Below are 12,140 nucleotides of genomic sequence, written 5' to 3' on the forward strand. Positions count from 1 at the left end.
TCGGCGCCCTGGCGATTCGCAAGGCCCGAGCGTTGCGGCATACTCGACGTCTCTGGAGATCCATCAAGCATGCCCGAGCAACTCAATACCCGCGTCGAAGACTGTTACCAACAAGCCGAATCCTTTTTCAAACGAACCTTCAAACGCCCCGTGGTGAGCCTCAAGCTGCGCGGGCAAAAAGCCGGTGTCGCGCATCTGCACGAGAACCTGCTGCGCTTCAATCCGCAGCTGTACCGCGAAAACACGGAAGACTTCCTCAAGCAGACCGTGGCCCATGAAGTCGCCCACCTGATCGCTCATCAGCTGTTTGGCGATCGCATCCAGCCCCACGGCGAAGAGTGGCAACTGATCATGCGTGGCGTGTACGAACTGCCGCCCAATCGCTGCCATACCTACGACGTCAAGCGCCGCAGCGTGACGCGCTATATCTACAAATGCCCGTGCGCCGACAGTGATTTCCCGTTTTCGGCGCAGCGCCATAGCCTGGTGCGGCAGGGGCGGCGGTATTTGTGTCGGCGGTGTCGGAGCACGTTGGTGTTCAGTGGGGAGATGCGGGTCGAGTAAGCTGGATTTGTGGTGTTTTGGCGGGCCCCTTCGCGGGCAAGCCTCGCTCCTACAGAAGCATCGAAATCACCTGTAGGAGCGAGGCTTGCCCGCGAAGAGGCCGCGTCAGACGCTAGAGAATCACCTTGGCACGCCGCAATTCGGCAATCCGCTCAGCACCAAACCCCAACTCCCCCAACACCTGATCCGTATGTTCACCCAGCGCCGCACCGATATGCCGAGGCTCGGGCAAGCCATCCGAGAACTTCAACGGACACGCCATCTGCGCCTGGCTCGTGCCATCCCCTCGCGGCACATCGGTCACCAATTCCCGCGCCTGCAACTGCGGATGCCGAATCGCCTCACCCAAGGTCAGCACCGGCTCGACGCACGCATCGAGCTCGGCAAACAGTGCGCACAATTCGGCAAAGTCGTGTTTCTCGAATTCAGTCTGCAGCGCGTCCTTTAGCTTCTTTTGCTGGGCAGGCTGAGGTGACAGGCCCAACGCCGCCAATTCCTCCAGCCCCAGCGCCGTGCACAGTTGCTTCATGAACGGCGGCTCCAGGCTGCCCACCGATAACCAGCGCCCATCCCGCGAACGGTAATAGTCGTAGAAGCTGCCGCCGTTGAGCATCTGGTCTTCCCGGCCCGGCTCCTCGCCGCAGGCCAGGTACCCGGCCCCGGCCATGGCGTTCAGGCTGAATGCGCAGTCGGTCATGCTCACATCCAGATGCTGCCCCAACCCGCTTTGTTGCCGGGCGATCACCGCCGCCAGCAGGCCGATGACGCCGTGCAACGAACCGCCGGCGACATCCGCCACTTGCACGCCCAAGGGCAGCGGGCCGTTGTCGGCGCGGCCGGTGTAGCTCGCCAGCCCCGCCAACGCCAGGTAATTGATGTCGTGGCCGGCGCGATCCTTGTAGGGGCCGGTTTGCCCGTATCCAGTGATCGACACATAGATCAGCTTTGGGTTGATGGCTTTCAACGCTTCATACCCCAGGCCCAATCGTTCCATGACACCGGGGCGGAATTGCTCCAGGACGATGTCGTAGTCATGCAACAGCTGCTTGATCACCGCCAGCGCCTCGGGCTGCTTGAGGTCCAGCGCCAGGCTGCGCTTGTTGCGATTGAGGTACGCGTGGCTGGCCGACACGCCTTGGTCATGGGGCGGCAGCACGCGCAACAGGTCCATGCGGGTCGGCGATTCGATGCGCAAGACCTCGGCGCCCATGTCAGCCAATAACAGCGAGGCGAACGGCCCCGGCAACAGTGTCGAGAAATCCAGAACCTTGAGTGATGCCAATGGGCCGGGCATGAGCGATCTCCGTATTCGATGCCTCCAGCCTAGGCAGCCAATCGCGTTGCAGCAATCACCTGATGTGTCAGCAACTGTGACCGTTACGCTCAAATTCCAGGCATGAAAAAACCCGCCGAAGCGGGTTTTTTCATGACAACGCGTGTTACTTGACGTTGCTTGGGGTTGGGCCTTCGGCCACACCCAGGTCGTCTACTTCACGTTCATCGGAGATACCGCGACCGCCGGAAGCCAGCTCGACTTGCAGCTTGTCTTCGTCCAGCTCTTTCACCCACTTGGCCACGACCAGGGTCGCAACGGCATTACCAACGAGGTTGGTCAGCGCACGGGCTTCGGACATGAAGCGGTCGATACCGAGGATCAGCGCCAGGCCGGCTACTGGCAGAGTACCCACGGCCGACAGGGTGGCTGCCAGCACGATGAAACCACTACCGGTCACACCTGCCGCACCTTTGGAGGACAACAGCAGCACCAGCAGCAAGGTGATCTGGTGAGTGAGGTCCATCGGCGTATCAGTCGCCTGAGCGATAAACACAGCCGCCATGGTCAGGTAGATCGAAGTACCGTCGAGGTTGAAGGAGTAACCAGTCGGGATCACCAGACCCACTACCGATTTATCCGCACCCAGGCGTTCCATTTTGATCAGCATGCGTGGCAGAGCCGATTCCGACGAGGAAGTGCCCAGTACGATCAGCAGTTCTTCACGGATGTAGCGGATCAGCTTGAGTACGCTGAAACCATGCGCGCGGCAGATGGCGCCCAATACCAGAACCACAAACAGGATGCAGGTGATGTAGAAGCAGATCATCAGCTGACCGAGCTGTACCAGCGAGCCAACACCGTAAGCACCAATGGTGAAGGCCATGGCACCGAAGGCACCGACTGGGGCGAGCTTCATGATCATGTTGATGATGTTGAACATCACGTGAGCGAAGCGATCGATAAAGTCCAGGACCGGCTTGCCGTACGCACCCAGGCGATGCAGGGCGAAACCGAAGATCACCGAGAACATCAGAACTTGCAGGATATCGCCGTTGGCGAAAGCGCCGACGATGGTGTTCGGGATCACATTGAGGATAAAGGCGACGATGCTCTGGTCTTTACCGGCCGAGATGAAGCCAGCAATTTTGCTGGTGTCCAGAGTCGTTACGTCGATGTGCATGCCGGCGCCCGGTTGCACGACGTTGACCACGACCAGACCGATCAGCAAGGCAATAGTGGAAACGATTTCGAAGTACAGCAGCGCATAACCGCCGGTCTTGCCGACCGATTTCATGTTCTGCATGCCGGCGATACCGCTGACGACCGTACAGAAGATGATTGGCGCGATGACCATTTTGATCAGTTTGATGAACCCGTCACCCAGCGGCTTGAGGGCCACACCGGTCTGCGGGTAGAAGTGACCAAGCAGGATGCCGATGGCGATGGCAACGATCACCTGGAAATACAGGGATTTGTACAGTGGCTGACGAGTCGTCATTGCAAAGTTCCTCAAGAGTGCGCGCTAACAACATCCATCTGTTGCCCACGACACCTGAATTGCGAACCCTCCTGCACTGGAGGGATTTGTTTTTTCGAGCTGCACGACGGCAGGCATCTGCTCGTTGTATCGCAAGCGGCGTGCCACTTTTGCAAAACCCGCTGCGAGCCTTTTGACATCAGGGGTTACAGGTTCAACGTGCCTTGGGTGCGCTATAAAACAGTGGCGGATTTCCGCCCATCCGCCAAACCTCGTCCTGCAATTTGGCGGATATCCGCCTTGTCCATTGCCTGACCCGACGACTACCATCCGTCGTTCAATAGACGGACCTGCCTTCTATGCGCGAACGTACCATCGCCAGCCATTTCGCCCGCGCCGCCCTCGGTGGCGCGCGTCGGCTGGGTCATGACTGTTCAAACCTGCTGCAACAACTCGGCATCAGCCCCGAGCTGCTGGAAGAACCGCGTGCGCGCATTGCGCCTGAGCAGTTCACCCGTTTGATCCAGGGATTGTGGCTGGCACTCGACGACGAGTACCTGGGCTTCGGGCCGGTGCCGAGTAAAATCGGCAGTTTCGCGATGATGTGCCATGCGGTGATTCACTGCCGCAATCTCGATAAGGCACTGCATCGCGGCTTGTTGTTTTATAGCCTGTTCCCCGGCGGCCCGCGCCTGACCCTGACCCGCGAAAACGAAATGATCCGCCTGAGCCTGGACGATTCGCAGTTTCAGGACCCGGACCATTTCCTCACCGAGAGCCAGTTGATGGTCTGGCATCGCCTTGGCAGTTGGCTGATCGGCCAGCGCATCCGCCTGGAACAAGCGACGTTCAGCTACCCGAGGCCCGAGCACGGCGCCGAATACGAGTTGCTGTTCCCCTGCCCGATGGAGTTTTCAGCGGCGCAGAGCAGCCTGCTGTTCCACAGTCGCTACCTGAACATGCCGTTGCTGCAGGACGAGCGGACCCTCAAGCATTTCCTCGAACACTCCCCCGCCGACCTGTTGTCGCGCCCGGATGACGGCGACAGCCTGAGCAGCCAGTTGCGCCGCTTGCTCAGCCGCGACAGTGCGCGCTGGCCGGACCTGGAAGCGGTGGCCGCGCACCTGCACATCAGCCCGCAGACGCTACGCCGGCATTTGCGCGAAGAGGGTTCGAGTTTTCAGGAGTTGAAGGATCAGTTGCGCCGGGACATTGCGATTTATCACTTAGGGCGCGCGGACCTGTCGTTGCAACAGATTGCCGAGCAGCTGGGGTTTTCCGAGCCTTCGGCGTTTCATCGGGCGTTCAAGAAATGGACCGGGCTTACACCCGGAGCCTACCGCGCGCAGGAGAATTGATTGTTGCGGTGACTTCACCGGCCCCTTCGCGGGCAAGCCTCGCTCCTACAGGAAAGCGCATTCCTGTAGGAGCGAGGCTTGCCCGCGAAGGGGCCCGTAAAAACGCTGAAGAACTCAGGTCAAACCACCGGAAAATGAATCCGGAACGCCGCGCCGCCCATCGGCGAATCGCCCAGGGTCAGCTTCGCGTTGTAACTCTCGATGATGTCCTTGACCACCGCCAACCCGATCCCCTGCCCCGGGTGCTGACGGTCCAGCCGTTCGCCGCGCTGCAGAATCCGCGCACGCTGATCCGGCGGCACACCCGGCCCGTCGTCCTCGACGCACAATTCGACCCCGCTCAAGGTCTCGCGCACGCTGATGCGCACTTCGCCCAGGCACAGGCGATAGGCGTTTTCCAGCAGGTTGCCCATCATTTCCAGCAAGGCGCCCTGCTCGATCGGCACGTAGCATTGCTCCGGCAGATCGAAGGCCACCCGCACGCGTTTGTCGCGGTAGACCTTGTCCAGCGTGTCGCAGAGGCTTTGCAGCACCGGACGCAACCGCACCTGATGGCGCACCAGGCCGCTTTTGCGCAGGCTGGCGCGCTGCAACTGATAGCTGATCTGCTGGCTCATGCGCTCGATCTGGGTTTGCAGCACCCAGGCCTGATCGCGATCCGCCGGGCGTTGCGCCATGTCTTCGCTGACGCCTTGCAGCACGGTCAACGGGGTTTTCAGGCTGTGCGCCAGGTCGCCGAGAGAATCGCGATAGCGGCTGCGCTGTTCGCGCTCGCTGTGCAGCAAGCGGTTGAGCGAGCCGGTCAGGCGCAGCAATTCACGCGGGTGCTGTTCGCTGAGGCTTTCGCGGGTGCCGCTTTCGATTTCGTCGAGCTCCTGACTGAGTCGGCGCAACGCCTGCAAGCCCCAGGTCAGACCGATCCACAGCAACGCCAGCAGCACCAACAAAGCGGCGCCGAAACCCAGATAGAGATTTTCCCGCAGGCCTTCGAGTGTGTCTTCGTACTCGCGCACCGGTTGCAGCGCGACAATGCTGAACGCCGCGCTTTTGCCGCCGAGCAGTTTGACTTCGACGTCATAGACGAAGAATTCCTGGCCGTTGGCTTCGCTGATCCTCGCAAACTCGTTACCGCGCCCGTCGTAACGCGGTTTGTAGTTGATGTCCTCTTCCTGAGTACCCTTCGAGCGCCAGACCAGGTGACCTTCACGGTCATAGATGTAGCCGAGCAAACGGCTGTCGGTGAGGTTGAAACGCTCGTCCGGCAACTGCGCCGGCATCTGCAAGTGGTTGCCTTCGACCCGGGCGGCGGAAATCAGCGTGGTGACGTCCGACGCCAGGCGCTGCTCGATGGAATCCTGCAGCGCCAGGCTGAACGCGCCCTGCATCGCCGGCAGCAACGCCAGCATGAACAACACCACCAGGATCGTGGCGGCGAGCATCAAACGGACACGAAGCGAACGAATCAAGTGCAGCGCTCATTGAACAGGTAGCCGAGGCCCCGCACGGTGTCGATCGGCTTGAAGCCGGCCGGGCCTTCGAGTTTGCGGCGCAAGCGGCCGACCAGCACTTCGATCACGTTCGGGTCGCGCTCGTCGTCATCCGGGTAGAGCTGCTCCATCAAGCGGTCCTTGGCCACCACTTGCTGGTGATGGCGCATCAGGTATTCGAGGATCCGGTACTCGTAGGCAGTCAGCGCCAGCGGTTGTTCATCGAGGGACGCCTGCTTGCGATTGAGGTCGAGCAGCAGCGGCCCGGCGACGATGGTCGACTGAGTGAAACCGCTGGAGCGACGCAGCAAGGCATTCAGGCGCGCATCCAGCTCTTCGAACTGGAACGGCTTGACCACGTAATCGTCGGCGCCGGCAGCGAGGCCTTCGACTTTGTCCTGCCAGTTGCCGCGCGCGGTGAGGATCAGGATCGGGAAGGTCTTGCCCCGCGAACGCAGCTGACGGATCAGGTCGAGCCCGCCCATACCGGGCAGGCCGAGGTCGATCACCGCCAGGTCATGGTTGAATTGCTCGGTCTGGTACAGCGCCTCCTCGGCGTTGGCCACGGACTCGACCACGTGGCCACTGTCCGTCAGGCGGGTTTGCAGGTGATGGCGCAACAGCGCTTCATCTTCGACGACCAGCAATTTCATAACGCTCTCCCGGGCAATTCAACCTCTCCAGAGGTGCAACGGCGTATTTCAAGACAGATCATAGCGGCCCATGAGGTTCTCCTGACGGAGTTTAATGCCATTGTGAAAGACCGACACGTTCGCGTAAGCAGCGCAGTAATCGGCCTGTGGGTTCGGGCGGCCCAACTGCGCGCCCCAGGCACTGTCATGACTGACCACGCCGTTCGTGCCGATGCTGTGCAGGGTGAGGGACTTTTTGGGTCGCTCGCCGGTCTTCCCAAGAGCAAGGCTGGCGACATTATCGTCGGAAGCGAACGCCGCGGTGCTCGCGCTCAAAACGGTGAATGCCAGCAGCAGGTTTTTAAAGCCAGTCATAGGAAAATGTCCTCATGCGCAGATGCTTTGGGTACGGCGCTACATTACGCACCGGCCCCTGAACTCCCCCTGAACGCACTCTGAACCCGAGCTGAACCAGATCGACTAGGCTGTGTTGACGACTTTTTTCCAGGAGATCCGACCATGCGTATATTCCTTGCCCTGTTCTTGCTGGCCGTGAGCGGGCTCAGCCAGGCGGCCATCAAGACCCAGGAAATCCCCTATCAAAGCCCCGACGGCACCAAGCTGATCGGGTATTACGCTTACGACGACGCAGTTAAAGGCCCCCGCCCTGGCGTTGTGGTGGTTCACGAGTGGTGGGGGCTCAATGACTACGCCAAGCGCCGCGCCCGTGACCTCGCCGGTCTGGGCTACAGCGCCCTGGCCATCGACATGTATGGCGACGGCAAAAACACCGAACACCCCAAGGACGCCATGGCGTTCATGCAAGCGGCGATCAAGGACAGCGCCGCTGCCAGTGCGCGGTTTCAGGCCGGGCTGGATCTGTTGAAGAAACAGCCGCAAACCAATCCGGATAAAATCGCCGCGATTGGTTACTGCTTTGGCGGCAGCGTGGTGCTGAACGCGGCACGTCAGGGCTTGCCGCTGGCGGGCGTGGTGAGTTTCCACGGGGCGCTGGCGACCAAAGCGCCTGCAACACCGGGCAGCGTGAAGGCGAAAATCCTCGTGGAGCATGGCGCGCTGGACAGCATGGTGACGTCGGAAAACGTTGCGGCGTTCAAGGCGGAGATGGACAAGGCCGGGGCCGATTATCAATTCGTCAACCTTGAGGGCGCCAAGCATGGGTTCAGCAATCCGGATGCGGATCGCTTGAGCCATGGCGATCATGGCGGGCCGGATATTGGTTACAACAAGGCGGCGGATGAGAAATCCTGGGCGGATATGCAGGCGTTTTTCAAAAAGATTTTTAGCTAGGCAGGTAAACCGCGGTGCGGCGTTCGCGGGCAAGCCTCGCTCCTACAGGTTAGCGTTGTTCCCTGTAGGAGCGAGGCTTGCCCGCGAAGAACGATAACGCGGTCTGACGTCAGGGCTACCCAGCATCAAGGCAACCCGGCAAAATGCCCGACATGAATCCCGTCCCCGCCCTGCCCGCCTGCTGCACCCCACTCGATGCCCATTGGCCGCTGCCGTTCGTATTGCCCGATACGGTGCTGCTGAGCACGCACTTCAACACCTCGCAACTGGCCGCCGATGACTTTCAGCGCAGCGCCATCGAGCCGCCCGCGACCATCCAGCGTTCGGTGGCCAAGCGTCAGGCCGAGTTTCTCGCCGGCCGGGTTTGCGCTCGCGCCGCATTGCAGCGGCTGGAAGGGCTGAATTTTACCCCGGCCATTGGCGAAGACCGGGCGCCGGTCTGGCCCGCGCACATCTGCGGCTCGATCACCCACAGCACCGGCCGCGCTGCGGCGATTGTCGCGCAGAAAACCCACTGGCGCGGCTTGGGGATGGACCTGGAAAACCTGCTCAACCCTGAACGGGCCGAGCGCCTGGCCGGGGAAATTCTCACCCCGCCGGAGTTACAACGCATGGCGGCAGGCCATCGCGATCAACTGGCGCTGCTGGTGACGCTGACGTTTTCGGTGAAGGAGAGTCTGTTCAAGGCGCTGTATCCGATTGTTCAGCAGCGCTTCTACTTCGAGCATGCCGAGGTGCTGGAGTGGTCCGAAGCGGGTGAGGTGCGGTTGCGATTGTTGACGGACCTGTCCAGTGAATGGCGCCATGGCACCGAGCTGGATGCGCAGTTCGGGGTGAAGGATGGGCAGTTGTTGAGTCTGGTCAGTATCAAGGCCTGAAGATTTTTGGTGTCGGACAGGGCCTCTTCGCGGGCAAGCCTCGCTCCTACAGGGAATGCGATCCTGTAGGAGCGAGGCTTGCCCGCGAAGGCGATTTCCGGGACAACAAAAATCTCAACGCTTCTCCTGATTGCGCGGCCAACTCAAACTGAAACACGCCCCGCCCAGGCTCTTGCTCTTGCTGATCAACGCTCGCCCGTCATGCCAGTGGATGATCCGCCGCACGATCGACAACCCCAATCCATGCCCGCCCGAAGCACGGGTTCGGCTGTCATCGAGACGCAAAAACGGCGTAAATATTTTCTCCCACGCGGATTCCGGTACACCCGGCCCGTCATCCTCGATGTCCACCCGACAACGCTGTTGCCCGACCTGATAGCTGACGGTCACCCGCGATGAGGCATGGCGCATGGCGTTGCTCACCAGGTTCTGGATCGCCCGGTGCAGGTAACGGGGTTCGGCCTCGACCCAGGCATCGTCGCAATCGGCGGCCGAGAGGCACAAACCGCGCTGCACCGTGACGTCGGCGCGCAAGGGCGCCAACTCTTCAATCACTTGATTGACCAACGCATCCAGGTCGATCCGCTGGAAATTCAGCGCGGGCGAACCCTGTTCCAGCCGCGCGTAAGTGAGCATCTCGTCCACCAGCCGATCAAGGTCTTCAATGTCGTGATCCATGCCCTCACGGTACTTCTCAAGCGCCTGCGGCGTGGTGGCCGAACCGATCATCTCCAGGCCGAAACGCAGCCGCGCCACCGGCGTGCGCAATTCGTGGGACACCGCGCGTACCAGCTCACGCTGGATCGCCAGCAACTGCTGCAAGTGCTCGGCCATGCCGTTGAACGCCGAGGCCAGGCGCCCCACCGAGTCGGCGCCGCGCGCCGGCACGCGGGTTTCCAGGCTGCCTTTGGCAATGCGCGTGGCGGCCGCTTCGAGCCCGCGCAAACGGCGCTCCAGTTGCCGCACCAAGAGATAGACGATCAACCCGATCAGGCTCAAGCCCAGCGCCGCGATCAGCACCAGCCACTCCGGCGGGTAAGGATTCATCTGATACAACGGACCGATTTCCAGCACCCACGGCGTGCCGACCATGCCGGCAAACACCCGGATCGAATCGCCGCCCTTGCCCAGCGCCATTACCGTATCGCCTTCGGCCACCCGACGGCTCTGGTCTTCGTCCATGTCCGCTTCGCCGACCGTGACCAGCCGCAAGTCGAAACCAAACCCCTTGTCTTCTTTCAACTGCGCCAGTCGCTTGGGCTGCTCGGCCACCGGCACGCGCACCAGCTCATCGGCGAGCAGGTAAATAGTCGCGCGGGCCAGTTGCTCGCTGATCTGCTGCACCTCCCCCGTGAGCACCAACTGCTCCTTGTCGCTGATCAGTCGATAGACCTTCGCCGCATGCGGACCGGTCTGCTCCACCAGTGCCTGACCGCGCAGCACGCGGGTGCGCTGAGTCAGGTCGAGATCAGTTTGGGCGAAGGTCTTCAGCGCCAACGGAATCCCGAGCAGGCGTTCCCACACCAGCAAGGCGCGGTGACGCTGGGTTTCGTTCATCGGTTGCAGGTTGTCGGCCATCAGCGAAAACGTGCCATGGGCCAGGCGCTCGCGGTACTGCTCGCTGCGCACCTGGTTGAGCATGTGCAAGGCCAGCACGCCGAGCACCGCCACCAGAATCAGCGCCGCGCACATGCCGCCATAGATGCGCAGGAAGATCGAGTTCACAGCGACGGATCTACGCAGGCTTCCGGCACGAACAGGTAGCCTTTGCTGCGGATGGTTTTGATCAGGCGCGGATGATCCGGGTCATCGCCGATCTTCGGCCGGATGCGCGAGATGCGCACGTCGATGGAGCGGTCCTGGCCGTCATAGCCGATGCCGCGCAGTGCGGTGAAAATCTCTTCACGAGAGAGGATGCGCCCGGCATTGGCCACCAACAGCCACAACAGGTCGAACTCGGCGCTGGTCAGCTCGATGCCGTTGTCATGCAGCCAGGCTTCACGCAAGGCGTTGTCCACCACCAGCGGGCCGAATTGCAGGCGCCGTTGTTTTTCCGGGACGGGTTCAGGCGCTTCACTGCGCCGCAACAAGGCCTGGATGCGGGCCAGCAGCAGGCGTGGGCGAACCGGTTTGCAGACGTAGTCGTCGGCGCCCAGGTCGAGGCCGAGGATCTGATCGGTGTCGTCGGTACGCGCGGTGAGCATCAGGATCGGCCCGTCGTACTTGTCGCGGACCTTGCGGCAAATACTCAGGCCGTCTTCGCCCGGCAGCATCAGGTCGAGGATCACCAGGTCCGGTTTTTCCTTGATGATGCGCGCGGCCGCCAGGGCGCCGTTGCCTTCGATCGACACACGCAGGCCATTGGCCTCCAGGTATTCGCGGGTCAGTTCGGCCAGACGCTGGTCGTCTTCCACTATCAATACCTGCCAGGCTTCTTGCTCCACGGTGACCTCTGCTTGCCAACAACACTAATAAGGAAGGATCCGCCCGTCTTTTTGTAATGATTGGGGAGGATAAGAATGCGTAACCATCGGCCGATTGTATAAACGTCGCCCGCCAAGAACACAAGCCGGCAAATGCGTTCGGACAACCCGGTTTTTTGTGATAGGGTTCGCGCCCTTAAAAATCCGAATGACTGTTTTCAATCGCTGAAAATCAGTGAAAAACAGTCCGCTCCAGCTAGGTCGCGGCCTACACGCTCGTTCCACCTTTCACACACAATTTACGCACAGGTTTATCCACAGGTAGTACGTTGCAACACCCTCCGAAACGCATTATCTTGTACCCCGGCGCGAAAAAAACCCTACATGTAGGGTTTTACGCCAAAAACCAAACACAAACCGGACACCGATTTCAAGCGCTTTTATTGCCTCTTTCCGGTTGAACCAAACGTATTTTCGAAAGACCAAACCGCGCGTGCGGATGGCTACTGTTTTTGAGCCGGAAACGGCGTTAACGGTACGGGTGTTGCAGTCGATTACTGTCACCCAAAAGGATCCTGGTGTCAGGCTCAAGGCCTGGGACCAAAGACTTCGGCATGGAAGCGGCGCCCCAACAGCCCCCTTCCTGATCTGTCCCGAAGTTGGTATGCCCGGCCCAGCCGGTTGTAGTGCTTCAGGACGGAACGGTGGGCACCGTGATGGTGCCCAAACAAACA

At 60.8% G+C, this 12,140-nt stretch carries 11 protein-coding genes; 4 read left to right on the plus strand and 7 right to left on the minus strand.

All coding sequences use genetic code 11. The annotated features are described in order from the left end of the window. Positions 1–69: 69 nt before the first annotated feature. A complete protein-coding gene (locus IB245_RS14775) occupies positions 70–564 on the plus strand; it encodes a SprT family zinc-dependent metalloprotease (protein WP_008029350.1) in 495 nt (164 codons plus the stop codon). A 112-nt stretch (positions 565–676) separates the two neighbouring features. Here the strand turns inward: IB245_RS14775 and IB245_RS14780 are convergent, their stop codons facing one another. Beyond that, positions 677–1,858 carry a CaiB/BaiF CoA transferase family protein gene (locus IB245_RS14780; RefSeq protein WP_192227945.1) on the minus strand — a complete coding sequence of 394 codons (1,182 nt, stop codon included), beginning with the start codon at positions 1,856–1,858 and terminating at the stop codon, positions 677–679. A gap of 145 nt (positions 1,859–2,003) precedes the next feature. Beyond that, complete coding sequence (locus tag IB245_RS14785) at positions 2,004–3,338, minus strand: dicarboxylate/amino acid:cation symporter (protein ID WP_008029353.1); 1,335 nt, start codon at positions 3,336–3,338, stop codon at positions 2,004–2,006. Between the two features lie 338 nt (positions 3,339–3,676). On the opposite strand from IB245_RS14785, the gene IB245_RS14790 reads away from it, so the two are divergent. Beyond that, positions 3,677–4,675: an AraC family transcriptional regulator gene (locus IB245_RS14790; protein ID WP_192227946.1), complete on the plus strand. Its 999-nt coding sequence runs from the start codon at positions 3,677–3,679 to the stop codon at positions 4,673–4,675. 119 nt (positions 4,676–4,794) lie between these two features. Here the strand turns inward: IB245_RS14790 and IB245_RS14795 are convergent, their stop codons facing one another. From IB245_RS14795 to IB245_RS14805, 3 genes are read right to left on the minus strand one after another with little or no spacing between them, the layout of a single operon-like run. Then, entirely contained in the window at positions 4,795–6,141 is a 1,347-nt protein-coding gene (locus IB245_RS14795) for an ATP-binding protein (RefSeq protein ID WP_192227947.1), read from the minus strand. Then, positions 6,138–6,815 carry a response regulator gene (locus IB245_RS14800; protein WP_008029360.1) on the minus strand — a complete coding sequence of 226 codons (678 nt, stop codon included), beginning with the start codon at positions 6,813–6,815 and terminating at the stop codon, positions 6,138–6,140. Before IB245_RS14800 ends, IB245_RS14795 begins: the two co-directional genes overlap by 4 nt. 48 nt (positions 6,816–6,863) lie before the next feature. Then, positions 6,864–7,169, minus strand: coding sequence for a hypothetical protein (locus tag IB245_RS14805; RefSeq protein WP_008029361.1), 306 nt, complete (start codon positions 7,167–7,169; stop codon positions 6,864–6,866). A 144-nt stretch (positions 7,170–7,313) separates the two neighbouring features. Here IB245_RS14805 and IB245_RS14810 point away from each other — a divergent pair, with 144 nt between their 5' ends. Then, positions 7,314–8,105, plus strand: a complete 792-nt coding sequence (locus IB245_RS14810) for a dienelactone hydrolase family protein (protein ID WP_192227948.1) — start codon at positions 7,314–7,316, stop codon at positions 8,103–8,105. 152 nt (positions 8,106–8,257) lie between these two features. Then, a complete protein-coding gene (locus tag IB245_RS14815; protein WP_202949196.1) occupies positions 8,258–8,983 on the plus strand; it encodes a 4'-phosphopantetheinyl transferase family protein in 726 nt (241 codons plus the stop codon). Positions 8,984–9,097: 114 nt separating this feature from the next. On the opposite strand, the gene IB245_RS14820 is transcribed toward IB245_RS14815, so the two are convergent. Together IB245_RS14820 and IB245_RS14825 are read right to left on the minus strand one after the other, a co-directional pair. Further along, positions 9,098–10,708 (minus strand): ATP-binding protein, encoded by a 1,611-nt coding sequence (locus IB245_RS14820; RefSeq protein WP_008041763.1) that lies wholly within the window; start codon positions 10,706–10,708, stop codon positions 9,098–9,100. Beyond that, positions 10,705–11,427 carry a response regulator gene (locus tag IB245_RS14825; protein WP_008041764.1) on the minus strand — a complete coding sequence of 241 codons (723 nt, stop codon included), beginning with the start codon at positions 11,425–11,427 and terminating at the stop codon, positions 10,705–10,707. The genes IB245_RS14820 and IB245_RS14825 overlap by 4 nt, the downstream gene beginning before the upstream one ends. Between the last annotated feature and the right edge of the window lie 713 nt (positions 11,428–12,140).

It is taken from the genome of Pseudomonas sp. PDM02, from assembly GCF_014852285.1.
Classification (GTDB): Bacteria; Pseudomonadota; Gammaproteobacteria; order Pseudomonadales; family Pseudomonadaceae; genus Aquipseudomonas; species Aquipseudomonas migulae.